General features: G+C 60.1%; 22 protein-coding genes, 1 tRNA gene, 1 other RNA gene and 1 pseudogene. 11 read left to right on the top strand and 14 right to left on the bottom strand.

Going from position 1 to position 22,394, the window contains the following annotated elements; genetic code table 11:
• The first annotated feature begins 91 nt into the window (after positions 1 to 91).
• The gene (locus NW806_RS06570; RefSeq protein ID WP_414410473.1) at positions 92 to 655 is read left to right on the top strand and encodes a hypothetical protein; all 564 of its coding nucleotides are present in this window, start codon (positions 92 to 94) and stop codon (positions 653 to 655) included.
• Between the two features lie 46 nt (positions 656 to 701).
• On the opposite strand, the pseudogene NW806_RS06565 reads toward NW806_RS06570, so the two are convergent.
• Positions 702 to 2,195, bottom strand: a pseudogene (locus tag NW806_RS06565) (DNA gyrase/topoisomerase IV subunit A); the annotation flags it as partial.
• Between the two features lie 108 nt (positions 2,196 to 2,303).
• Here NW806_RS06565 and NW806_RS06560 point away from each other — a divergent pair.
• The gene (locus NW806_RS06560) at positions 2,304 to 2,558 is read left to right on the top strand and encodes a hypothetical protein (protein ID WP_414410472.1); all 255 of its coding nucleotides are present in this window, start codon (positions 2,304 to 2,306) and stop codon (positions 2,556 to 2,558) included.
• 37 nt (positions 2,559 to 2,595) lie between these two features.
• On the opposite strand, the gene NW806_RS06555 is transcribed toward NW806_RS06560, so the two are convergent.
• The 5 genes from NW806_RS06555 to tkt form a co-directional block, all read right to left on the bottom strand.
• Positions 2,596 to 3,201 carry a hypothetical protein gene (locus NW806_RS06555; RefSeq protein WP_414410471.1) on the bottom strand — a complete coding sequence of 202 codons (606 nt, stop codon included), beginning with the start codon at positions 3,199 to 3,201 and terminating at the stop codon, positions 2,596 to 2,598.
• Entirely contained in the window at positions 3,192 to 3,440 is a 249-nt protein-coding gene (locus NW806_RS06550) for a hypothetical protein (RefSeq protein WP_414410470.1), read from the bottom strand. Before NW806_RS06550 ends, NW806_RS06555 begins: the two co-directional genes overlap by 10 nt.
• Positions 3,441 to 3,467: 27 nt before the next feature.
• On the bottom strand, positions 3,468 to 3,638 hold the full coding sequence (locus tag NW806_RS06545) for a hypothetical protein (RefSeq protein ID WP_414410469.1): 171 nt from the start codon (positions 3,636 to 3,638) through the stop codon (positions 3,468 to 3,470).
• Positions 3,639 to 3,804: 166 nt separating this feature from the next.
• Positions 3,805 to 4,290, bottom strand: coding sequence for a hypothetical protein (locus NW806_RS06540; RefSeq protein WP_414410468.1), 486 nt, complete (start codon positions 4,288 to 4,290; stop codon positions 3,805 to 3,807).
• Between the two features lie 39 nt (positions 4,291 to 4,329).
• A complete protein-coding gene (gene tkt / locus NW806_RS06535; protein ID WP_414410467.1) occupies positions 4,330 to 6,330 on the bottom strand; it encodes a transketolase in 2,001 nt (666 codons plus the stop codon).
• A 299-nt stretch (positions 6,331 to 6,629) separates the two neighbouring features.
• Between tkt and lipA the strand changes: the two genes are divergently transcribed.
• Positions 6,630 to 7,547: a lipoyl synthase gene (gene lipA / locus NW806_RS06530; RefSeq protein WP_414393624.1), complete on the top strand. Its 918-nt coding sequence runs from the start codon at positions 6,630 to 6,632 to the stop codon at positions 7,545 to 7,547.
• Positions 7,548 to 7,576: 29 nt separating this feature from the next.
• Positions 7,577 to 8,025: RNase P RNA component class A (gene rnpB / locus NW806_RS06525), an RNA gene on the top strand.
• Positions 8,026 to 8,034: 9 nt separating this feature from the next.
• On the opposite strand, the gene NW806_RS06520 is transcribed toward rnpB, so the two are convergent.
• A complete protein-coding gene (locus tag NW806_RS06520; RefSeq protein WP_414410466.1) occupies positions 8,035 to 8,703 on the bottom strand; it encodes a TetR/AcrR family transcriptional regulator in 669 nt (222 codons plus the stop codon).
• A 283-nt stretch (positions 8,704 to 8,986) separates the two neighbouring features.
• On the opposite strand from NW806_RS06520, the gene NW806_RS06515 reads away from it, so the two are divergent.
• Positions 8,987 to 9,853 (top strand): acyl-CoA desaturase, encoded by an 867-nt coding sequence (locus NW806_RS06515; RefSeq protein ID WP_414393620.1) that lies wholly within the window; start codon positions 8,987 to 8,989, stop codon positions 9,851 to 9,853.
• A 90-nt stretch (positions 9,854 to 9,943) separates the two neighbouring features.
• Here the strand turns inward: NW806_RS06515 and NW806_RS06510 are convergent, their stop codons facing one another.
• Positions 9,944 to 10,204 carry a hypothetical protein gene (locus NW806_RS06510; RefSeq protein WP_414410465.1) on the bottom strand — a complete coding sequence of 87 codons (261 nt, stop codon included), beginning with the start codon at positions 10,202 to 10,204 and terminating at the stop codon, positions 9,944 to 9,946.
• Positions 10,205 to 10,242: 38 nt separating this feature from the next.
• Positions 10,243 to 11,061: a 3-methyl-2-oxobutanoate hydroxymethyltransferase gene (panB, locus tag NW806_RS06505; protein WP_414410464.1), complete on the bottom strand. Its 819-nt coding sequence runs from the start codon at positions 11,059 to 11,061 to the stop codon at positions 10,243 to 10,245.
• Between the two features lie 102 nt (positions 11,062 to 11,163).
• Between panB and NW806_RS06500 the strand changes: the two genes are divergently transcribed.
• Together NW806_RS06500 and NW806_RS06495 are read left to right on the top strand one after the other, a co-directional pair.
• Positions 11,164 to 11,250: transfer RNA gene (locus NW806_RS06500), tRNA-Ser, on the top strand.
• Complete coding sequence (locus tag NW806_RS06495; protein ID WP_414410463.1) at positions 11,250 to 11,999, top strand: phycocyanobilin:ferredoxin oxidoreductase; 750 nt, start codon at positions 11,250 to 11,252, stop codon at positions 11,997 to 11,999. Before NW806_RS06500 ends, NW806_RS06495 begins: the two co-directional genes overlap by 1 nt.
• Here the strand turns inward: NW806_RS06495 and NW806_RS06490 are convergent.
• Positions 11,996 to 12,823 (bottom strand): hypothetical protein, encoded by an 828-nt coding sequence (locus NW806_RS06490; protein ID WP_414410462.1) that lies wholly within the window; start codon positions 12,821 to 12,823, stop codon positions 11,996 to 11,998. The two genes, NW806_RS06495 and NW806_RS06490, sit on opposite strands and share 4 nt — an antisense overlap.
• Before the next feature lie 291 nt (positions 12,824 to 13,114).
• Between NW806_RS06490 and prmA the strand changes: the two genes are divergently transcribed.
• From prmA to NW806_RS06470, 4 genes are all read left to right on the top strand, one after another.
• Positions 13,115 to 14,002: a 50S ribosomal protein L11 methyltransferase gene (gene prmA, locus NW806_RS06485; protein WP_414410518.1), complete on the top strand. Its 888-nt coding sequence runs from the start codon at positions 13,115 to 13,117 to the stop codon at positions 14,000 to 14,002.
• The gene (locus NW806_RS06480) at positions 13,972 to 14,724 is read left to right on the top strand and encodes a 16S rRNA (uracil(1498)-N(3))-methyltransferase (protein ID WP_414410461.1); all 753 of its coding nucleotides are present in this window, start codon (positions 13,972 to 13,974) and stop codon (positions 14,722 to 14,724) included. Before prmA ends, NW806_RS06480 begins: the two co-directional genes overlap by 31 nt.
• Positions 14,725 to 14,821: 97 nt before the next feature.
• Positions 14,822 to 16,081, top strand: coding sequence for a histidine--tRNA ligase (hisS, locus tag NW806_RS06475; RefSeq protein ID WP_414410460.1), 1,260 nt, complete (start codon positions 14,822 to 14,824; stop codon positions 16,079 to 16,081).
• Between the two features lie 7 nt (positions 16,082 to 16,088).
• On the top strand, positions 16,089 to 17,573 hold the full coding sequence (locus NW806_RS06470; RefSeq protein ID WP_414410459.1) for a hypothetical protein: 1,485 nt from the start codon (positions 16,089 to 16,091) through the stop codon (positions 17,571 to 17,573).
• A 1-nt stretch (position 17,574) separates the two neighbouring features.
• On the opposite strand, the gene NW806_RS06465 is transcribed toward NW806_RS06470, so the two are convergent.
• From NW806_RS06465 to NW806_RS06450, 4 genes are all read right to left on the bottom strand, one after another.
• Complete coding sequence (locus tag NW806_RS06465; protein ID WP_414393609.1) at positions 17,575 to 18,411, bottom strand: universal stress protein; 837 nt, start codon at positions 18,409 to 18,411, stop codon at positions 17,575 to 17,577.
• Between the two features lie 101 nt (positions 18,412 to 18,512).
• Positions 18,513 to 19,412, bottom strand: coding sequence for a hypothetical protein (locus NW806_RS06460; protein WP_414410458.1), 900 nt, complete (start codon positions 19,410 to 19,412; stop codon positions 18,513 to 18,515).
• 28 nt (positions 19,413 to 19,440) lie between these two features.
• Positions 19,441 to 20,550, bottom strand: coding sequence for a hypothetical protein (locus tag NW806_RS06455; protein ID WP_414410457.1), 1,110 nt, complete (start codon positions 20,548 to 20,550; stop codon positions 19,441 to 19,443).
• A complete protein-coding gene (locus NW806_RS06450; RefSeq protein ID WP_414410456.1) occupies positions 20,547 to 22,166 on the bottom strand; it encodes a hypothetical protein in 1,620 nt (539 codons plus the stop codon). Before NW806_RS06450 ends, NW806_RS06455 begins: the two co-directional genes overlap by 4 nt.
• Between the last annotated feature and the right edge of the window lie 228 nt (positions 22,167 to 22,394).

Raw genomic sequence — 22,394 nt, 5'->3', positions numbered from 1 at the left:
GAGGGGAATCCCCAAGAGGCAGTATGATCAGTAGGGCTGGCAAGCCCCAGCTTGCAGGATGCCCTTGCCTAGGAGACAGGGGGAAGCGACTGTGAGGTACTTCAGCAGGCAAGTCCGTCGGGGTCAATCCTCGCTAGGGCAGGAGCGTTGGGCTCTTGTCGAGGCCTGCCTTGAGCAACTGCTTAGAGCCGCTGAAGCCAACTTGCAGGCCAATGCCGAGTTGCGCCAACAGCAAGAGAAGCTGCAGCGCCAACTGGAGGCCGAGTGCCGCCAAAGCCAAGCTCTGCGCGACGCCATCGTTGACCTGCGCGCTAGCGTCATGGAGCTGCGGGAGGGACAGGCCTTCTGGCAAAGCCAGGTAGACGATCTGCGCACCTGCCTGCGGGATCTGCTCAAAGAACACAGTGAGCTGGTGCAGATCATTGCCCAGCAGCAGCACATTCTCAAGGATTGTAAGGAAGTCATCCGCGCCATTCTGGAACACATGCGGGACGACCATCGCGACTTTCGCTCTGCCCTTAACATCTTGCTGGAGGAACTGCACCAGACCGTGCGCTGCTTAGTTCTCCAGTCAGGTGGCTCCCTTCCCAAATCTGCCCGCCATCCTGAAGCGCCAGAGGTCGATCCCGCCGCCGACAAAACCTCTTTGGCCTAGCGCCCTTCTGCACTGGCTAGATCACCCTTTCCTCTGGCAACCACTAGAGAATCTGGGTTCGCCGGGGATCGCCGAAGGTTTTCTTCAGGTGGCGCAGCTCTTTCTTTAAGTAGTTCAAGAGCTTGCGGCGGTCGCTGAGTAGCCCCTGCAATTCTTCAATGCGGGCCTGTAACTGGGACTGCTCTTGCTGCAACCGTTCCCGTTCCAAGGCCGTCAGGCGGCGCAGAGGCATGGCTAAGATGGTCTCCGCCTGCTGAGGGGTACAACCCAAGCGGGCCTGCAGTTGGGCTTTGGCGGTGGCGCCATCGGATGCTTGCTGCAGCAGGTCGATCACCCCCTGCAGATTGGCCAGGGCCAGCACCATCCCCGCCACTTCTTCTACCTTGCGCTGTAGCTGCTGCAGTTCGGCGCGGAACAGGCGGTTGAGGGTGGCTTCGCGAAACTGTAAAAAATGCTGCAAGATTTGCTTCAGGTTAAGCTGCTGCGGCTTGCCATCCACCAAGGCCAGCAGGATTACCCCGAAGTTGCTCTGCAAAGGGGTCAGCTCATAGAGCTGCTGCAAAACCTCCTGGGGATTGGCCTCTCGCTTAAGCTCCACCACCACGCGAATGCCCTTGCGATCCGACTCATCCCGCAAGTCGGCAATGCCGCTGAGACGACCCTGGGCAACCAGCTCTGCCACTTTCTCAATCCAGGCGGCTTTGTTCACCTGGTAGGGAAACTCGGTGATGACTAGGGCGGGCCGCCGGTGGCGTCCTTTGCCCGGCTGAGCCTCCTCAAAGTGGGCCACTCCCCGCAGGGTGATGGAGCCACGCCCGCTGAGATAGGCTTCGCGGATCCCTTGGCTGTCGACAATCTGGCCGCCGGTGGGAAAGTCCGGCCCCGGGATCCAGCGCAACAGCTCCTCGGCGCTGAGGTTGGGACGGTCAATCAGAGCCAGCAGGCCGTCCACCACTTCTCCCAAGTTGTGGGGCGGAATACTGGTGGCCATGCCCACGGCAATCCCGGAAGCGCCGTTGAGGAGCAAGATGGGCAGGCGGGCTGGCAAAACAGTCGGCTCGATGTGGGATCCGTCGAAATTGGGGGCAAAATCGACGACCTCTTCCGAGAGCTGCTCCAGAAGCACTCTGTGGCTCAGGGTCGACAGTCGGCACTCTGTGTAGCGCATGGCTGCCGGCGGGTCGTTGTCCACCGAACCGAAGTTGCCGTGTCCCGCCACCAGGGGATAGCGGCTGGAAAAGTCTTGGGCCATGCGCACCAGCGCGTCATAAACTGCCTGATCCCCGTGCGGGTGGTATTTCCCCAGCACCTCCCCCACCACCCGAGCGCATTTGCGGTAGGGGCGATCCGGCGTCAGGCCCAGCTCGTGCATGGCGTAGAGGATGCGGCGATGGACTGGCTTGAGGCCATCCCGCACATCTGGCAAGGCCCGCCCCACGATCACGCTCATGGCGTATTCCAGGTAGGAGCGCTGCATCTCCTCCCGCAAATCGGTTGCAATCACCCGCCCTGGACGGGATCCCGGTAGTTGCCGAGTCATGACCCAGCGGAGCCTCTAGCGCTGTTTCGTCTCCAGAAAGTGCCCTGCAGGGAATGCTAGCCTAGGCTGTGAGAGCTGGCGTCCAGAGGGCAAGGGAGTGGCAGAGCTATGCAGCCCAAGACCCTTGGGTCGGCCCTAAAATTGATGGTAGCTGCTGCTGCTATTAGCGCCGCCATCAAATACGGTGGCCCCTACCTGGCCTTGCCGAAGACTCTGCCGGTAATGGTCACCATGATTGCTTCCCCTGCTGTGGTTATGGCCGCCCTTCTGTGGCGCTGGCAACAGCGCTCTTCCCTCTCCCCAACCCTTACCCAAGACCTTCAGGGCTCGCCACCAACGGCAGGGTTTGAAGACCTGGACTGACCTTCCCCCTAGCGGAGACAAACGATAGGCCGGATCGCTACTGCTGGGTAAGGCGCAGGGTTACTGTCGGGCTAGTTTGGCTACCAGAAGTAGCCGTGAGGTTGACCGGATACACCGTGCCGGCGGCCGGAATGGGGGGTCGGACGGTGATGGTAAAACGGCCCTGCCCATCGGCCTGGACAGTTTGGTTCATCACCGTCTGCTGAGCGCTGAGAATGCCCCCCACTGAAGTTGAGGCCGTTACCGTTACCCGCACTGAAGCATTGGGAGCCGTGGTGCCTTGCAGCGTAAAGGAAGAGCCGGCAACCCGATCCCCGTCCCGCAAGTTAGTAATCTGGGGCACTAAGCTGGGGACAGTGGTAGTTGCGGAAACTTCTTGGGCGGCAAGACGCTGGATACCGCCGCCAGCCCCCTCGATCCAGCGAGCTGGCTGTTCTGCAGTCATAAAGCGCACCTGGCCGTTGTTTTCCAAACGCGCAATGACGATCCCTTCGCGAGTAGCATCTTTCGGTTCGACGAGGACGTTGACCACGTAAGTGCCGCTGGAAACTTCCCGGGCCTGTAGAGTTTGCGCCTGCCGTCCATCCTGAACGAGGTAAACGGTTACTCGGCTAGAGGGAGTGCCTTTAACGGTTACCAGCAAGATCTCGCCTGCTGACAGGGGGCGATGGCCGGCGTTGTGACTAGATCAATGGAGGCACGGACAGGGCTGCCCACCGTGAAGCTCCAACTGACGCGGCGGGTCACTCCCTGGGTGTTGGTGAACTCCAGCAAGGCTTCGTGACGCCCTGACGGCAGGGGCTGAGGGGGACGGTAGGTAAAGAAATCGCGCGTGATCACTGCTTCCGAGGTAACCTCTCTGCCATTCAGGAAAACCCTCACCGTTTCCGGGCGTACGCTGACCCCATTTTAGCTGCGAAAAGAAGCCGAGATTGGAGAGGTAGGCTCAACATCGGTGGCCGCCTGAGCTGGGCTGGGATCCGTAACTTGCTGGGCCTTGGCTGGCAAGCTTGCCAACCCCACAATTGCCGCGCCAGCCACCAGAACCCTGCGAAACCGGGGACACCACTGATTGCTCATGAGACCGTCCAAAGGAAAAGTTGAGTTGGGGCAGCTTTACCCCTGCCTAGCCAGAAGCTGGATCCCAGCCTCCTCTCTGCATCCTGTTCCAGCTGGCAACCTCTGTCAAGATGCGGTGTCTTTGCAACCCAGTTGCGGAGAGGAGGTGAAGGGATTCGCACTGACATCAATTGACAAAGATGGCACCTGTCTCTTTCAGGTCTAGGCAGTGATCGCCCGAAACGTCGTTGACTAGGCGCACCTCCACGGTGATTACATTCGCGGGATCCACACTCACCTGGTAGCCCACCGGGCCCAACATGGGTGTGTTGATGGCCAGGCAGTTGGGGAGGGTCGGGCTGCTCAAGCGCAGCGTTTCGCCCGGCTGCAGTTCCGAGATGCCCTGGCGCGGATCGGTAAAGCCGTACTCCAAAGGCAGGCCAGTGCGGTTGCGGACTACCACCTCAACAGGTGGGGTGGGGTTGAAGCGAGCCACTGGCTGGTCAAAGACCGCTTGATCCACACCCACTGGCAGGCGCGGCAGCGGCACTGTTTGGAAGGCAGGCTGAGCGGCAACCCAGGGGGATCCCTGGAGCAGCATTCCACTGATCCCGCCAGCCAGTAGAGCTGCTACCCTCCCACCCTTGCTTTTGCCTAGCTTTGAGGCGCTCATACTCTACAGGCTAGGGATCCCTGCTGGGCGTATCAAGGGTTAGCCTAGGAGACGACGGGCAGTATTGAGCACATTCTCCACCGTGAAGCCAAACTTCTCCATACACACGGGGCCAGGGGCAGAAGCGCCGAAGCGGTCAATGCCAATGGCTACCCCCTCAAAACCCAGGTACTTGTGCCAGCCAAAGGTGGAGCCCGCCTCGATGGAGATGCGCTTAGTAACGCTGGGAGGTAAGACAGAATCCCGGTAACTCTGAGGCTGGGCCTCAAATAGCTCCATGCAGGGCATGGAGACCACGCGCACCGCCCGGCCTTCCTGCTTCAGTTGGGCAGCAGCCTTCACCGCCAGCTCCAGCTCTGAGCCGGTGGCAATCAAGATTAGCTCCGGGTTGGGGGCATCCACCACCACGTAGGCTCCCTTGGCCACTCCCTCCACGGAGGTACCTTCCACGGGATTGACCGCCTGCCGGGTAAACACCAGCACCGAGGGGGTGGACTTGGACTCGAGGGCTACTTGGTAGGCTCCTACCGTCTCGCGAGCATCAGCAGGGCGGATGACGTAGAGGTTGGGGATAGCCCGCAGGGAGGCCAGCGTCTCGATGGGCTGGTGGGTGGGGCCGTCCTCTCCCAGGGCAATGGAGTCGTGGGTCATCACATGGAGCACCCGCGCCCGCGAGAGGGCTGACAGGCGAATAGCCGGCCGCATGTAGTCGCTGAAAACCAAGAAGGTGGCGTCGTAGGGGATAAGGCCGCCGTGCAGGGCCATGCCGTTGGCGATAGCTCCCATAGCGTGTTCCCGGACTCCAAAGCGGAAGTTGCGCCCGTGGTAGGAGCTGGCCTGAAATTCTGGGATCCCCTTTAGGTAAGTCATGTTGGAGTGGGCCAGATCGGCAGATCCGCCCAGCAGCTCAGGTACCGCCTTGGCCAAGGCGTTAAGGCAAAGACCTGAGAGATTGCGGGTGGACTCCCTGCCGATTTCAGCAATTGGCGCTAGGGCTTCTTTCCAGCCCACAGGCAGCTCGCCCGCCATGATCCGTTTAAACTCAGCAGCCTCTTCTGGGTAGGCCTTCTCGTAGGCGGCAAAGCGCTCGTTCCACTCGGCCTCGGCCCTGGCCCCTCTTTCAATGGCCTGGCGGAAGTGAGCCAGCACTTCGTCGGGAATGTAAAACTCAGGCTCCAGCGGCCAGCCCAGGTTTTGCTTGGTGAGCTTCACCTCCTCTGGCCCCAGCGGTGCTCCGTGGACGCTCTCAGTGCCAGCTTTGTTGGGGGAGCCGTAGCCAATGGTGGTCTCGACAATGATCAGGGAAGGCTTGTCGGTAACTTCTTTGGCTTTCTGGATAGCGTCGGCGATCCCTTTCAGGTCGTGGTTGCCGTCCTCCACTTTTTGCACATGCCAGCCGTAGGCCTCGTAGCGTTTGCCCACATCTTCGGTAAAGGTAATTTCCGTTCTGCCATCGATGGAGATGTGGTTGCTGTCGTAGAGCATGATCAGCTTGCCCAGCTTGAGGTGGCCAGCTAAAGAGGCCGCTTCCGAGGCCACCCCCTCCATGTTGCAGCCGTCGCCCAGGATCACGTAGGTGTAGTGGTCAACAATCGTGTGGCCAGGCTTGTTAAAGCGGGCCGCAAGGTGAGCTTCAGCAATGGCCAGCCCTACTGCATTGGCCACCCCCTGCCCTAGAGGACCCGTGGTCACCTCCACGCCGGGGGTTTCAAAGTTTTCCGGGTGGCCGGGGGTTTTGGATCCCCACTGGCGAAACTGCTTGAGATCTTCAAGACTGACGTCAAAGCCGGTCAGATGTAGCAGAGCATACAGCAGCATGCAGCCGTGGCCTGCCGAGAGGACAAAGCGATCCCGATCCACCCACTTGGGGTTGCGGGGGTTGAACTTCAGAAACTGCTGCCAAAGCACATAGGCCATGGGTGCTGCCCCCATCGGCAGGCCAGGGTGGCCGGAGTTGGCCTTCTGAACAGCATCCACCGCCAAAAAACGAATGGTGTTGATGGCAAGTTGTTCCAGAGAGGGAGGAGCAGCAACAACCATGTGGGATCTCTATCGCTCGACACTCGCTTTCCAGTATGCCTTGGTACTCCCGCCAACCAAAGCAGGGAATGCCTATGAAAAGGTTTGCAAAGGCGCTACCTGCCCCCGCTTTGGCCCCCTCAGCAAGCTGCACCGCCTTGGCAACCGCGTAGCGGGACGAAGCCCTTGGCTTCGTATCGGCCAACCCTAGTCTAGTACAAGTTGGTAATCAAAGTGCTTGCGGGCTTTTGCCCTGCCCTCAAGGCGGATAAGCTAAGAGATACACGAGTTGCCGTTGGTGGCTAGTTGGAGGGTTTTCTTTGAGTGCCGTTGCTTCCCCTAGTGGCAAACCAGCCTGGCTGCGGGCCAAGGCACCTCAGCGGGTAGGCTCCGTCAAACAGCTGCTGCGGGACTTAGGTCTGAACACCGTCTGCGAAGAGGCGTCTTGTCCCAACCTAGGAGAGTGCTTTGCCAACGGCACCGCCACCTTCCTAATCATGGGCCCAGCCTGCACCCGCGCCTGCCCCTACTGCGATATCGACTTCACCAAGCGCCCTTTGCCTTTGGATCCCACCGAGCCGCTGCGAGTGGCAGAGGCTGTGCAACGGCTGGGGTTGCGTCATGCCGTGATTACCTCCGTCAACCGGGACGATCTCCCCGATGGGGGAGCCAGCCAGTTTGTTGCCTGCATTACCGAAATCCGCCGCCGCATGCCCCAGACAACCATCGAGGTCTTGATCCCGGACTTGTGCGGCAACTGGCAGGCCTTGGAGCAGATTCTCGCTGCCCGCCCCACGGTGCTTAACCACAACACCGAAACCGTGCCCCGCCTCTACCGGCGGGTGCGCCCCCAGGGGAACTACGAGCGCTCCCTTAAGCTGCTAGAATTGGCGCGGCAGTGGGATCCTGGCCTTTACACCAAGTCGGGAGTAATGCTGGGGCTAGGAGAAACTGCGGCAGAGATTTTGCAAGTGATGCAGGATCTACGGCGGGTAGGCTGCGACATCCTCACTCTTGGCCAATACCTGGCGCCCAGCCCCAAGCACCTGCCCGTGGAGCGCTATGTGCCCCCAGAGGAGTTTGACCACTGGCGACGGGTGGGGGAAGAGCTGGGCTTTTTGCAGGTGGTGTCCTCCCCGCTTACCCGCAGCTCCTACCATGCCGAGGCTGTCCAAGAGCTGATGCAGCGCTTTCCCCGACAAGGAACTGTAGGCCCAGGGAGGGATTTTCTACGCTAGGGGGATGCGGTAGGATTGAAATGAAGAGATAGGAGGGGCAGGCGGCCGCGTCCTCGCTGTCGCCACTAGACAGCAGGATGAGGAAAGTCCGGGCTTTCAGAAGAACACACCGCTGGGGAAAGCCCAGTGCGGGAAACCGCGAGGATAGTGCCACAGAAACATACCGCCGATGGCTGGGAGTCCAGCACAGGTAAGGGTGCAAAGGTGGGGTAAGAGCCCACCAGCAGCGTCGTGAGGCGCTGGCTCGGTAAACCCCGGTGGAAAGCAAGGCCGCAGCCGCAGGACTATGGCTGTTCTTCGCCCCTGTCGGCTGCACCGAGGTCACGGTACTCAGCCAAGTGGTTGGGGAAGGGTGGTCTCGGTGGTGGTGAGCCGCTAGAGGGTGATGGCAACATCACTCCCAGAGAGATGGCCGCCAGTGGGGGCTGCTCTTCGGAGTACCCCACTACAGAACCCGGCTTACAACCTCCTCATCTCTTCTCTTTTTTTAGGTTTCCTTCATCCCCCTCAAGGCCGCCATCCACAGCTTTACACAGATATCGAGAAGAGAGGCGGCGCTGATGTCATTTTCAGAAGTGCCTTTGTCCCCTGGATTAGAGGAGGGCTGGTTACCGTCGTCGGCAGGCAAGCCAGCGGTAACGGCCAACACAGCTGTCCCCAGAATCATCAGGTGGAGAACCCCAGCAGCTGCGTGAAGGCGCTCCGGGTCAATTGCCTGGAGTTCGGGGCTGGGGATCTGCTGCAGGTAGCCGGCTAGCTGCTCTTGGGCCTGCAGGAAGCCTGCTCTCAAGGCGCGGCGATGCTCCTCGGAGTAGAAGCCTGCTTCTCCCACCAATGAGCGCACCAGCTCAGGGTTATTGGCTAGAGCCTGGAAGCAGGTTTGGACATAGCGCAGGAGAATGGCTTGCAGCTCAGAGCTCTGGAAGGTGGCAGGAGCCGCCGGCAGGGGTAAGTCGGCAATGCCGGAGAAAACTCCCAGCTCACCGAATACGGCTAGGAGGAGTCCCTGCTTGCTGCCAAAGTGGCGAAACAGGGTTACTTCGTGAACCCCCGCCAAGTCTGCAATTTGGCGGGTGGTAGTCTGGGCAATGCCCTGTCGGACGAATAGCTCTCGAGCTGCCTTTAGCAGCCTTTGCCGGGAAGAAGGACGTGCCATGGTAGGGGATGGGGTAAGGAGCCAAGAGAAGATCCTGAAGACGAGAAGCAATCTGCAAGTATCGCTTGCACTTGGGGTGAAATATCGTTAAGCTTAACCTCAGGCCAGATGACATCGTCTGCTCTGTTGCCCTCTTGCTGCTGTCCGCTTGCCTTGCTAAAACTTGCCCTGGCAAGGGTGGGGAAGGCACACTGCGTTTCCTAGTGCTGGGGGCGGCAACCGTGCAGGGAGCGATTGGACTCTGCGCCACTTTACTTCATCTACCTTGAGGTTTAGCTAGTTCATGGCAATCTCTCTTTCCCCCAAGTCCTTGGGCAACTCCGACGGCTCCGCATCCCAAAAGTCTTTCCGCTTTGCTTGGGAATTCGCTCTTTTTTTCCTAGTTCTCCACGCCATTGCTTTGGTGGGCGGCATTCTTTTCTTCTCTTGGCCTGCTTTGGGAGTGGCCCTATTTTTCCACTGGTGTTTTGGCAGCTTGGGGATTTGCCTAGGGTATCACCGCCTTCTCAGCCATCGCAGCTTTCAAGTGCCTAAGTGGCTGGAATACGTCTTTGCTACGCTCGGTACTCTGGCTCTTCAAGGAGGGCCAATCTTTTGGGTAGGTGGCCATCGCCAGCATCACGCATTTACTGAGGATGAGGAAAAGGATCCCTACTCGGCCCGCAAAGGCTTTTGGTGGAGCCACATGCTTTGGCTAATCTACCAGCGAGAAGAATTTTTCAACCCTGAGAAGTATTTTGCCTTTGCGCCCGACTTGGCTCGGGATCCCTTTTACCGCTGGCTGGACAAATATGGGTTGCTGCTGCAACTGCCGCTAGCTGCCGTGCTCTATCTGTGGGGAGGTTGGTCGTTCGTTATCTACGGCATTTTTGTACGGACGGTGCTGCTGCTGCACTGCACCTGGCTGATCAATTCGGCCAGTCACTTTTGGGGCTATCGAACTTTCGAGAGCAATGACAATGCCCGCAACCTTTGGTGGGCTGCCCTTTTGACCTACGGCGAAGGCTGGCATAATAACCACCACGCTGATCCAAAGTGTGTAAAAGCAGGCTTGCGTTGGTGGGAAATTGACATGACCTACTGGGTCATTTGGGTGCTGGCGCAGCTAGGCTTGGCCCGTAAGTTGCACCTACCAGCTCAAAGCCAGTAACCCTCCGAGGCACTCCTGCCCCAGAACTTTCCCAGCTAAAAATAGGCCAGGGATCCTTTTCTGGGATCCCTGTTCGGCAAGCAGAGGAAACTAGCCCTCTAGAGGGCTATACTGCCATGGCCCATAGTGGTCAAGGATACGCTGAATTTGCTCTATATCAGCCTCTGGCCCTTGGTAAATGTGCAGCGCCTCAATTTGGCTAGCGGAGTAGTTAAAGCTGGGATCTTTTTTCCATTCCAGCTGTGTTTCTACCCCGGGAACACAAGCCAAGTGGGCAGCTAGCTCCCGATAAACCATCAGGGGCATAGAAGGGTAGCGAACGGCGTAGCGTTTCAGTCCAGCCGGAATCACAGGGTTACCTTACGGGGTCTTTGCTTAGCTCTGCTTCCTTATTTGTTGGATAACACAGTCTGGCCACAGGGATAAGAGGGGGGAAATACTTTCTGGCGAACATCCTCAGCAAAAGCTTCCACTGCTTCCCGGATTACCTGTCTTAAGTTGGCGTAGGCCCTAGCGAAAGGTGGGATCCGCTCGCTTAGGCCTAGGAGGTCATGGGTGACGAGGATCTGGCCATCACAGCCTGGGCCAGCCCCAATTCCCAAGGTTGGAATCCGGAGTTGCTGGGTAATTTGGGCAGCTAAGTCCGCCGGCATGTGTTCTAGAACTAGAGCAAAAGCCCCGGCTTGCTCTAGGTTTAAAGCTTCCTGGCGCAGCCGCTCCGCCTCTTCCGGCGTTTTCCCTTGCTGGCGGTAGCCCCCCAGCTGGTGTTTGGCCTGGGGCGTGAGGCCGATGTGGCCTAGAACGGGGATCCCTCGCTGCACCAGAAAGGCCACCGTCTCAACCATGGCCGGGTAGCCCCCTTCCAGCTTCACTCCATTTACCCCCGCCTCCTTCATCAGCCGTCCTGCCGAGAAGAGGGCCTGTTCTTTGCAGACTTGGTAGCTCAAGAAAGGCAAGTCGGCCACCAAAAAGGCCCGTTCTACGCCGCGGCGCACCGCCTGGGCATGGTGGATCATCTGCTCCAGGGTCAAGGGCAGGGTGCTGCTATGGCCCAGGCTGGTCATAGCCAGGCTATCGCCCACCAGGATTAGGTCAATCCCAGCCTGATCCAAAATCTGGGCTGTGACGTAGTCGGCAGCTGTGAGGGCCACCAGCGGTTGACCGGTCTGCTTAGCCTGGCGGAAGTGGTGAATGGAGAGGGCAGCCATACTTCCTATGATCTCATCGGGTCGCATCCTCCGCATTCTGGGGGCGAGGATCCGGTCAGGATAGCCCGTTTGCCGCTAAGATAGTAAAGCCCTATGCAAACTGGAAGGGTGACAGAGTGGTTGATTGTGGCGCTCTCGAAAAGCGTTGTGGCCGCAAGGTCACCGTGGGTTCGAATCCCACCCCTTCCGTGTTCACAGCTCCTGCGTTACAGGCTCAACTGCATCCCCTCATCCAGCGCCTCTCGGAGGCGATTTTAGACCTTTGGGGATCCCACTTTGCCCTGGCCCCTTACGACCTGCCAGAGGATCTGGGCTACGTGGAGGGCCGCCTAGAGGGCGAGAAACTGCAGATTGAAAACCGCTGCTACCAGGGGGGGCCCTTCCGCAAGCTGCACCTGGAGCTGGCCCAGGCTGGCCAAAGCCTGGATATCCTCCACTGTGTTATGTTTCCACAGCCGCAGTACCCGCTGCCCCTGTTTGGCTGTGACATTGTGGCTGGTCGCGGCCAGGTGAGCGCCGCCATCGTCGATCTCTCACCGGTCACTCCCACTTTGCCGGATCCCTACATCCGGGAGCTGGAAGCTGTAGGAGCTCATTTAGCCCCTTTCCAACACCGGCGCCAGTTGCCACCTTGGGGCACGATTTTTTCCCCCTACTGCCTATTCATACGTCCTAGCGATGCAGCAGAGGCCGAGCGCTTTTTGCACTTTGCTTGCCGTTACCTGGAGATTCACTGCCACCTGGCGCAACAGATCTCCCCGCAGACGGATCCCCAGCAGATCCTGCTCCACTACCAAGGGCAGCAGCGCTACTGCAGCCAACAACAGCAGAACGACCGCACCCGCCGTGTTTTGGAAAAAGCCTTTGGCGCCGCCTGGGCTGAGCGTTACCTGAGCACCGTCCTTTTCGATTCGCCTCCCAATCCTGTGCAGATCTAGACGGGATCCCCCTGCAGCCGCTGCTGGATGTTCAGGGCCAATTTTTGCCTCAGGAATTCCGGCATGGTTAGAGTTGAGTCGGGACCTAGCAAGTAGAAAATAAAGCGCGCTCGGTTGCGGCGAAACATCAAATTGAGGTTAACAACGGTTAAATCCTCCTGCGCCAGGGCCCTCATCACCCGGTAAAACACGCCCAGTTGGTTGTCTACATCCACCAACAGCGTGGGCAGGTGAAACACTGGGTCAAAGTAAAAAGAAACCTGTACGTCTTTCAGGCTGGCTTTGAGATCGAACTCCAGCGCCAGGGTTTCGTGAACAGGAAACACCCCCGCCAGACACTCGTGAATGGCTCGCTCTAGGTTGAGCTTGGCTTGAGAGGAAAGGCTGTGGCCATCACGGGAGACCGTGAGGCGGATAAATACCAAGTGGGGCGAGTAGATCTGCCCGTAGAGATGGATGCCGTGCAGCGAAAGATTGAAGGCCGTCAGCACCCCAAATAGGTCGCTGAGCAGAGAAGGCCGGTTGCGATAGGCTAGACAAACCACCGTCTTGCCCCGCTCGTCCTGCATCTGGACCACTGCCCTACGGGTTTGATAAAGGGCATAGGCCAGACGCAAGTTTTGCACCTGGATCTCACTGCTAACAAACTGGCTGTAAAAAGGTGGAAAACTCTCGTTGAAGCGCCGCATCAGAGCGGTTCGGGTCAGCGGGATCGAGTTCTTGGCAGGGCCGACCCTGGGCAAAGGGGGAGCCTCAGCCCCACTTTCCCTAGCCATCTCGAGGGAGGGTGGAGTGTCTTGTTCTGCTGACTGCTCAGCTGCCATCTCTCTCACCCCTTCCGCTCGACAAAGCACAACCCGACTCCACTCACCCGCACGGAGCTTTAAGGGGAGGCAAAGCGCGCGTCCAATTAAACTCTATCTCACGGGATCAAGGAGGGCATCAAAAACCCCCCAGCAGGGGGAGCTGCAGGGCAGCGGGTGATCCTAAATTAGAACAAGAACTGGTTTGGCCAAGCCAACGGCATCCCTTTGGCAGCCTTTTTGTTTTCCCGTTCAAGAACTCCCGCCGTGAGCAGGACTGTTGCCGATCCCTCCTCGCGTTCCTCTGCCCAGGTGCCGGATCCGGGTGGAGCCTGGTGGGATCTCCACATCCTCGCCTCCCCTGTGCAGGAAGACCAGATCTTCTGGCGGCTGGAGAGCTTTGGCTGTCAGGGCATGGCCAGCCAGGCTTATGGCGAAGACCAAATTAGCATTCACGCCTATTTGCCCTGCTTCCGCGCCACTCTTTTGGACTTGGCGGCTCTGGCGCTGCGCCTGCGGCAAGATGCCCTCGTGGCCGGCCAGCCCCTTCCCAAGCTGCACTGGGAACGAATGGAAGCAGAGGATTGGAGCAACAGTTGGAAGCAACACTGGCGGCCTGAGCCAGTGGGAGAGAGGCTGCTCATCTGTCCAGCCTGGCTGGATCCACCCCCTCACCCTGGCCGTCTCCTGCTGCGGCTGGATCCGGGCATGGCCTTTGGCACAGGCACCCATCCGACCACCCAGCTTTGCCTGGAAGCCCTGGAGATGCGCCTAGGAGCGGGTACAGAGGGGGTGACGGTAGCCGATGTGGGCTGCGGTTCGGGCATTCTGTCGGTGGCGGCAGCCCTCTTAGGGGCCAAGCGGGTTTATGCTGTGGATGTTGACCCGCTGGCGGTGCAGGCAGCACTCCACAATCGCGACCTCAATGGCCTTACAGACCGGATCGAGGTGGCTCAGGGCAGTCTGGAACGCATTCCGGAGATGGTGGATGGACTGGTGTGCAACATTCTGACCGACGTGATCCTGGATATGATCCCGGGGTTTGGCCTAGTGGTGAAGAAAGGGGGCTGGCTTATCCTCAGCGGCATTCTCCTCGAGCAGGCCAGGTTGGTTACGGAGATGTTGGAGGCCAACGAGTGGTTGGTTGCAGCCCTTTGGCGACGGGGGGAGTGGTGCTGTCTGAACGCACGCGCTCTCTAAGTTCCCTGCCCCGCCTAGCTATAGACCCGGCCCAGCGGGATCCCACCGGTGGGATCTATTTAACCAGCCCGCAGCGGCACTACCTGCAGCGGGTGCACCGCCTTCGGGGGGGGGATCCCTTTTTGGTTTTGGACGGCTCCGGCAAGCTGTGGCTGGCCCATTGGCAGCCCCAGAAATGCCAAATTGTGGCTGAGGTAGAGGCCCCGCCGCGGGAATTGCCCGTTTACCTGCATCTGGGCTTAGCAGTGGTCAAGGGGCCGGGATTTGACGAGGTGTTTCGCCAGGTTACCGAGCTGGGGGTAGCGCGCATTACCCCTCTGCTGACGGAGCGCACCGTGGTGGAGCCGGGATCGGGGCGGCAGGAACGCTGGCAAAAAATTGTGCGGGAGGCAACAGAACAGTGTGAGCGGCTGCACTGGCCCCAAATTGACCCGCCCACTTCCTGGAGCCGCTGGCTGGCTGAGCTCAAGGCCAACTGGTGGGGCATAGCGGTTGCCCGCCAAAACGCCCCCCCGCTGCTGCAAGTCCTGCCGCCTCTAAGGGGTGCCGTCGTGGCGCTGGCTATTGGCCCAGAAGGTGGCTGGACAGAGACGGAGCGCCGCCAAGCGGAAGCCCACGGCGGAGTGCCTGTTTCTTTGGGCCCTACGATCCTGCGATCCACCACCGCGGCGGTGGCCGCTGCCAGCCAAGTTGCCGCTTTCTACGCTAGCTTGAGCCCTTGAGCCGAGGCTAGCTCTGCCCCCCGCCAGCAGGGCGATATTATGGCATTGACACGAACCCTTGCTTCCCAGGGCGGGGCTCTGGGTGAGAGGAACAGACATGGGGAAAATCCACGCGGTGCGGGGTACCCGCGACATCCTGCCTCAGGAGGTAAGGCTGTGGCAGCAGGTGGAGGCCAGTGCCCGCGAGATCTTGGGGCGGGCTAACTACCAGGAGATCCGCACCCCCATTTTGGAGCTGACGGAGCTTTTTGCTCGCAGCATCGGCAGTGCCACCGACGTGGTGGGCAAGGAGATGTTCTCCTTTAGCACCCGCGGTGAGCAGGAGGTGAGCTTGCGTCCCGAGAACACTGCTGGTGTGGTGCGGGCCTACATCCAACACGGGCTGCAGATGGCGGGCGATGTGCAGCGCCTCTGGTACTGTGGGCCGATGTTTCGCTACGAGCGTCCCCAAGCGGGGCGGCAACGCCAGTTCCATCAGTTGGGGGTGGAGCTCCTGGGCAGCCGCGATCCCCGCGCCGATGCCGAGGTTATCGCTCTGGCCTGGGATCTGCTGCGGGCGGTGGGGGCGGAAAATCTCACTCTGCGGCTCAACTCCCTTGGGGATCCGCAGGACCGGCTGGCCTATCGCCAAGCCCTGGTGGACTACCTCACCCCCTTGAAGGAAGAGCTGGATCCGGACTCCCAGGAGCGTCTTGGCCGCAACCCCCTGCGCATCCTCGACAGCAAGGATCCCCACACCCGCGCCATTGTTGAGAAAGCGCCCAAGCTGCCCGATTACCTTAGCGCTGACTCACGCGCCTTCTTCGAGCAAGTGCAAGCTCATCTCAAAGCCCTAGACATTCCCTATGAGCTGGATCCCTACCTGGTGCGCGGCTTGGACTACTACACCCACACTGCTTTCGAGATCGTCTCGCCGAAATTGGGATCCCAGAGCACCGTCTGCGGGGGCGGCCGCTACGACGGCCTAGTGGAAGAGCTGGGCGGACCGCCGACCCCGGCCGTAGGCTGGGCCATCGGCATGGAGCGGCTGGTGTTGCTGCTGCAAAAGAAGCAGCTAGAGGGGGTGGCCAGGCCGCTGGACGTCTACGTGATCTCCCGCGGAGCCAAGGCAGAGGCCCAATCCCTTCAGGTTGCCCAGGCCCTGCGCCAAGCTGGTTTTTGCACCGAGCTGGATCTCAGCGGCAGCCCCTTTAGCAAGCAGTTCAAGCGGGCTAGCCGCAGCGGCGCCACTTGGGCTGTGGTCCTGGGAGATGCGGAAGCGGTGGCCGGCGAGGTGCAGCTGAAGCACTTGCCCACAGGACAGCAGCAAACCCTCCTGCAAGCTGAGCTGGTGAAGTATTTGCTCTCCCAGAGGTGACCGCGGAATGCTGAGTTTTTGGGTACGGCGCAACGGACAAGAAGAATGGCAGCCAGTACCAGCCGAAGGAGCCATTCTGGAGGAAGACACGTACACCGTCCTGGCCCATTGTCCCCAGCCCTACTTCACCATTACTGTGGAAGTTCGCCACCGCCCTTTGGCAGCAGAGGATGAACAAGCCCCAGCAGAGGCGAAGGCCTCGAAGGGAGAACTCTTGCAAACCCGTTCGGTGCGCACCAACGAGGAGGGGATTGCCATTGTCTTGCCGGCCACTCGTCTTGCCCCTGGTTCCTGGGAACTGCACTGCCGCGATGCCGACTTGATAGCTGAGCTGTTTGGCGAGAAGGAGCTGAAGAATTGTCTGCGTTTCCAGGTCGTGCCTGCCCCGGCTCAGTCAGAACCAGCAGCCGCCTTGGTGGCCCAGCCAACAGAGCCCGAATCCGCTCCTCAGCCCAAAGAGCCTGCCCCCCCACCCGAGCTGTTTTCCCTCATGCACAGCGAACTGGAGGGATCCCCTGAGGAAGTACTGGTGTTGACGGGGCGAATTGGCTGCAGCGGCGAACTGCAGGTACGGCTTTGGCAGGAGGGGAGCCCGGATCCCCTTTTCCAAGGGCGACGGCAGATTCAACTCCCAGGACAGGCGCGAACGGCAGTGTTTAGCATTCCCCTCACCCTACCTAGCCAGCCGTGGGCTCGCCCTCTGCAGGGAGAAGTGTGCCTTGCTCCCTCCTCCTGGCAGCATCCAGAGCTGCTGAGAGTCCCCTTCTCTGTTCGCTGCCGCGGCCAGGGGGAAGGGCCACCCTCTTTGCCCCAGGAAGAAGAGCCACCCATCCCTGAGGCCAGCCCTGCCTCGACCACAACCTTGCTCTCCCCCGAGCGCACCCTGCAGAAGTTGTTGCGCATCTGGCAGCGCAGCGCCTCTGGGGGAAAAGAAGCTCCCGACCCGCTTCCGCCACAAGAGCTCCCAGCCTCCCCTACCCCCCCAGCAGAGGCTGCAGCCAAAGCCAACGCCCAACCTGGGGTGGGGACTCTTCCAACTGAGCCGCCTGGCAAAGAGGCTGTCCTGCCAGCCCAAACCGAGATCCAGCCCACCCCACCCTTAGCTGTGACTGACCAAAACCCGGAAACCCTACCTTTGCCCCCAGGCGTGTGCCCAGCACCCCAACTGCTGGTGCCCGAGCACCTGCGGGCAGGTGACAATTTTGACGTAGTGCTGCGTTTGCCGGCCTCGCTCAATTCTGTCAGTAGCTCGAGCGAGCAGCCTCCCTTGTGGATTAAGTTTTGGGTCAAGCATGGCCGCACCCGCTCTTTGGTGGATGGCCCTCGTTGGTTGCTGGACTTCTCCCGCAACGAGCAGGGGCAGTGGCAAGCTCTCACCCGCATGACCATCCCTCCCGGCGTCCCTGAGCTAATCTTCGAGGCTTGGGCCGTCAGCCCAGATCGCCAGCAGCAGAGCGACCGCGTGACGGAGCACCGCTCCATCTTGCCCTAGGTCAGTCTTGGACAGAGCGCACCATCAGCACTGGGCAGCCGATATGCACCCGCACGTAGTCGGAGACAGATCGTCCCAAGAGCCGATCCAAGTCGGGTATGCTGCGGGCAATGCTGGGCCGGCGATCTGGGGATCCCATCACCAGCAGGTCGGCCTTGCTTTCTTCCGCCAATCGGACAATCTCGGTGCCCGGATCCCCGACCGCCGTGAACACCCGATGGCTGATTTGGCGGCTTTTGAGAGTGGCAATGGCTTTATCCAGAACCTCGTCCCGCGCTTGGGCATCGGCATCCAGTTGCACAGAGGCTAGGAAAATCTGGGCTCCCGGGATGCCGGCCACTAGATCCAGGGCCGTGGCAAAGGCGGCCTGGGCGGCGGGGGAGTTGTTGAGGGCCACCATGACGTGGCTGGGGTATTTGACGTAGGCGTCGTCTTTGACCAGCAGCATGGGGCAGGAGGCAAGCTGGAACACGTATTGGCTCACCGAGTTCTGCAAAATGGCCATGATGCGGTTGCGCCCCCGCGATCCCATGACAATCAGGGGATTGGGTAGAGATTCCGCCACCTGCAGCACCACCACCTTGGGATCCCCTTCCACCAGTTGGGTGCTGATCTTCAGCCCAGGTCGCGGGGGAAAGGTCTGCAGCGTCTGGGCCAATAGCTCCTGCCCCCTTTGCCAGGCCGCTCGCATCTCCTCCGCAGAGGTCTGGGAAGGCACCGCATGCAGCAGCGTCACATGGCACTGGGCAAAGGCCGGCAAGGACAGGAGAGTATGCACCATCTGCTCGGTGGGGCCAGTGCCGTCGATGGCGGCAATGATGTTTTCAAAGCGAGGCATGGGATCCGTTCTCCTGGCCAACAGCTGCCAAGACTCATCCTAGATCTGGCGCTGCGGATCCCTGTTACCGAGGCGGGTATCCTGCAATATTTTGTTGGGTTTTAGTAACTCAGCCACACATAGCCGGTGAAGCCGCCGCCGGCGTTGGTGTTGCGACCAGTCAAGAATTGAAACCCTCCTAGGCCCAGCGTTAACCCTCCCTCTAGTCGCCAGTTGAGCTGGCCGGAGAGCTTGAGGCTGTCGTAGTCGGGATCCTGCACTGCCACATCTCCAAAGAGCAAAGGGGCGCCGTTGCCGAGGGTAAAGTCGCCATCCAGAGCCACAATGGCCTGGACCTCAGGGCTGATATCTGCTCCAAAGGTCAAGTTGGCTTTGAGGCGGTCGCCCGGATAGCCCAGGTAATCCCGAAACGTAAGACAAGAGTCGAAAAAGGCGGGCAGGGATCCCAGCTCGACATTGGCTGCCGCTCCTAAGCTGAAGTCGTAGCCAAAGACTCCGTACCCCAAGGGCAGGGGGGTATTTTCGGTGGCGTATCCAGGCGGGATGAGGGCCGTCAACTGAGCTGAGAAAAAGGGATCCCCCTCTCCCCAAGTATGGCGCAGGCCCAGTTCCAGATCCCGCAGGCCCTGGTTGCGCTGGGTAACGGTGTCAGCCCCGCTGGCAAAGCGATTTTCGATGAAAACGTAGCTGGTGTTGAGGTTGAGAGTGAGCTGATCGCTAAGGCCAGTCTCGGCGAAAAGGTTAAGGCGGGTTTCTCCGTACTCCGAAAGGGCCTGCTGCAGGCGTCCCTTCTGGTCAAAGCGGGTGCGGGGTTGGTAGACCTCGGGCTGCAGCGAGAAAAACGTCTTCCCTTCTCCGCGAGGAAAGCCACAGCCTGCCCAGGCTGGCAGCTCCAGACCCAAGACAAGGCTTAGGCCCAGCAGCCAGCTTCTTGCTATGGCAAAAGGCTTCATCTGGGGATCCCCAACAACAGCGCCGCCAAGGGGGATTGTATCTGCCAAAGGCCGTTTTGGGTCCTCGTCTCCACGGCTACACCCTCCTGGCAACAGCCGGCAAACCTACCCGGGCCCGGAATTGCCGCGCTGCTGTCAGCGCCCCATAGGGATCTCCCTTGTAGAGGCCGTAGTGCATGAGAGACATGCGCCGCAGCCCCAGTTGCGACACCTCCTGCAGCCACTCCCGCCGGCTCATGATGGCAAAGTCCACCTGGACCGTGTCGGCCCGACCGCCGTTGGGGTGTTTGTCCTTAATCGATGGCTCGTAGTGGGCCAGCATCAAGTTGCGGTGGATGGGGGCAAAGAGATGGCAACAGAGGCGGATCTGCTCAGGGTTGCCCGGATCCGGGCCGTTCAGCTCTGGGTTAAACTCCCCTGGCCGCCGCTGGCGCATCGACTGGAAGGCGATCCCGTCCATCTGGCTCATCGTCTCGGCAAAAGGCTCCACCATGCTGCGCCCCGACCCGCGCTGGGGATCGTCGAAGGTGGCAATCCACCCGCCCCAACAGAGGGCCACTTCGGCCTCTGGCAAACGCTCCTTGATGGCCTGGCGAGCTCTTAGGACGTTGCGCATGAGGGCCTGGTAGTAGGGGGCAGTGTCGGCGTTGTAGGTATCGGCAGGGATGCGCCAGTAGGAGAACTCGGTGGCCAAGCTCCAGTAGGTGGGGCGGCCTTGGGGGTTGGCTTGGGCAATATACCCCGCCAGCTCGGCTACGTCTTGGATAAACTGCTGGGAGATGTGGTAGTCGCCGCAGGGGCGGTGGGTGTCGTCTTCCCAGGTGATGATGTGGAGGGTATAGCCCCGCTCAAACCACTGCCGCAAAAGCCCGGCCTGGTGCCAGTTGCGCCAAAAGGAGAGATCCCCCTGGCGGTGGTCAAAGCTGTTGAGCCAGCCGCTCAAGAAATGGGGATCCCAGCCCCGCGCCACCGCCGCCACCTGGGGGTCTGACTCAATCTCCCAGAGGAAGCGACCGGGATCTGCCCCGATGCCCACTTCCCAGCGGGCCAGCAGCTTTGACAAGTTCAGGTTCCCAGGGGCAACGTTTTCGGAGCCTTGACCACAGCCGGCAACTCCATAGGCAGCTAGCAGCGCCCCGCCCATTTGCAGCACCTGTCGCCTCGGCCATTGTCGTCCCCAGCTCATCCCTTCTCCTCCTCAAGCTCTAGCTGGCGGGCCCACAGCCGCACCTGTGGGGAGCTGTAGACCTCCCTGAAGCCTGGCAGCCCCTCAAAATTGAGCTCAGGCCAAAATTGCAGGATGCGATCGGCGCTCCGCAAGGGATCCGCTGGCCCCGCCACCAGCAAGTAGTCCACCCGCTCCTGGGGGTGCTGCAAAGCCAGGGCAAACTCGTACTGGTGAGGGGTGAGAAACAGGCGCGGGTCTCTTGCCCAAAAGATAGCCTCAAAGTGGATGTCGTCGTCCACCAGCACTTTTCGCCCGGGCAACAGGTGGCGATAGAGATACTGCCCAACCTGGCGCTTTTCCTGGCGCTGTCTTCGCCATGTTTCTAGAGCTTGCCCGCTAGGAGTTACTTCGTACAGGTCTTGGGCAGCTTCCAACTGGGGGCTTATGGGTGCTACCTCTGCCACCAGTCGCTCCCAGAGATCCCGCTCCTCAGCCACCAGGGGCATGAGGAAACCCGGCTCTTGGCTTAGCCCATAGCCGGCAGTCAAGCAGTTCAGCCCCAAGAGAGCAGTGATCAACAAGCACTTAGCCCAACGGGGACCAGCTCCACGAGCGAGGTAGGCGCTCATCCCAAGAGGCAAGAGTGCCCAGAAAACAGCAAAACGGCATAGCTCTGGCAGAAACAGCCCTTGCCCCAGAGAAGCTAAGAGGATCACCAGCGGCATCCCCCAGATCAAGATCCAGACGCAGCGGCCCGAACCGTGACCCAACAGGGATCCCATCCCCAACAGCAAATAGGCAGGAGCCAGCAGCGCCAGCCACTTTCCCGCTTCAAGCAGCCCCCGCCAGCCACCTACCTGCTGTAAGTCTTCCCGCAACTGGGGCAGCCGCAGGCCACTGCCCACCTGAAAGGTAAAGGCCCAGGGATCCCCCACCGACAGCCAGTTGACGTACAGCCAGCTCAGGATCAAGGCCAGACTGACAAAGCCTGCCACCAAAAGCGAAGCCCAGCGAAAGCCCCAGGATTCGCGGCGAAAAGCTAATAGCAGTGCTATCGCCAGCCAGGGCAGCAGCCAGCTACTTTCCCAGCGCAGCACCATCAGAGGCCCCAAGGTCAGGCCAATGAGCAGCAGCCGCAGCGTAACGGGCAGCTCATCCTTCTCCACTGCTTGTTTCTCATCGGCCAGGGGAAACAACAAGGCCATGTTCACCCCCAGCAAAAGCGAGGTAGCTGTCCAGGTGGGGCTACGCAGCAGCATTAGGATCAAAGCCGGCTGCAGCAGCAGCAACAAGCCCCACAGCCAGCGCCACCCCAGGCCGGCAGGCAGACGGCGCAACTGTTGCCCCATCCAGCCCAACAGCAGGGCTCCCAAAATGGCCTGCAGCAACAGCGGGGATTGTCCCAGAATGGCCGTAGCCAGCACCAGGGAGGGGGGGAAAGTGGTGCCGACAATGGGCAGGCGCGGATCCGGCCCCAGGGCGGCTACGGATCCCTTGTAGCCAAGAAACTGCATCTCCAGGCTCACCCAGCCCCAGCCTTCCTTGAGCCCCCACAAAAGGCCAGCTAGGAGCGGCAACGGGATCCCGATAGGCGCAAAGAGCCTCCAGAAGGCTTTAAGCTGAGTTGCAAACATAGATGCTTCGTAAACAAATTCAACTACTAAACTTAACAATTGAGCTGGGAGACTCGGATCCTCTAGAGAATCCCAAAAGCGACTGGATACCAACAAGCTTCAGAAAAACCATTGGGTGATGGGTGGGTGTTTTTGGGGATCCCTGCAGAGCCGTATTTTCGAGGCGTTTCTTCTACGCATTTTGGCGTATTGGGTTCAGCAAAATGGTCGATGAAAAGTTGGCAGGCT

Origin of the sequence: Synechococcus sp. W65.1, from assembly GCF_047461615.1 — a bacterium.
Classification (GTDB): domain Bacteria; phylum Cyanobacteriota; class Cyanobacteriia; order Thermostichales; family Thermostichaceae; genus Thermostichus.
The sequence above is the reverse complement of the archived record's forward strand: the minus strand, read 5'-3'. Positions and strand labels throughout refer to the sequence as shown.

What these genes read in the sequence shown, in the direction of transcription:
- hisS (WP_414410460.1), top strand. Translation starts at nt 14,822, where the DNA reads ATGGGGAAAATCCACGCGGTGCGGGGTACCCGCGACATCCTGCCTCAG.
- panB (WP_414410464.1), bottom strand. Translation starts at nt 11,061, where the DNA reads ATGGCTGCCCTCTCCATTCACCACTTCCGCCAGGCTAAGCAGACCGGT.
- NW806_RS06490 (WP_414410462.1), bottom strand. Translation starts at nt 12,823, where the DNA reads ATGGCAGCTGAGCAGTCAGCAGAACAAGACACTCCACCCTCCCTCGAG.
- NW806_RS06520 (WP_414410466.1), bottom strand. Translation starts at nt 8,703, where the DNA reads ATGGCACGTCCTTCTTCCCGGCAAAGGCTGCTAAAGGCAGCTCGAGAG.
- NW806_RS06540 (WP_414410468.1), bottom strand. Translation starts at nt 4,290, where the DNA reads ATGAGCGCCTCAAAGCTAGGCAAAAGCAAGGGTGGGAGGGTAGCAGCT.
- NW806_RS06560 (WP_414410472.1), top strand. Translation starts at nt 2,304, where the DNA reads ATGCAGCCCAAGACCCTTGGGTCGGCCCTAAAATTGATGGTAGCTGCT.
- NW806_RS06470 (WP_414410459.1), top strand. Translation starts at nt 16,089, where the DNA reads ATGCTGAGTTTTTGGGTACGGCGCAACGGACAAGAAGAATGGCAGCCA.
- NW806_RS06515 (WP_414393620.1), top strand. Translation starts at nt 8,987, where the DNA reads ATGGCAATCTCTCTTTCCCCCAAGTCCTTGGGCAACTCCGACGGCTCC.
- NW806_RS06450 (WP_414410456.1), bottom strand. Translation starts at nt 22,166, where the DNA reads ATGTTTGCAACTCAGCTTAAAGCCTTCTGGAGGCTCTTTGCGCCTATC.
- tkt (WP_414410467.1), bottom strand. Translation starts at nt 6,330, where the DNA reads ATGGTTGTTGCTGCTCCTCCCTCTCTGGAACAACTTGCCATCAACACC.
- NW806_RS06545 (WP_414410469.1), bottom strand. Translation starts at nt 3,638, where the DNA reads ATGAGCAATCAGTGGTGTCCCCGGTTTCGCAGGGTTCTGGTGGCTGGC.
- NW806_RS06455 (WP_414410457.1), bottom strand. Translation starts at nt 20,550, where the DNA reads ATGAGCTGGGGACGACAATGGCCGAGGCGACAGGTGCTGCAAATGGGC.
- NW806_RS06465 (WP_414393609.1), bottom strand. Translation starts at nt 18,411, where the DNA reads ATGCCTCGCTTTGAAAACATCATTGCCGCCATCGACGGCACTGGCCCC.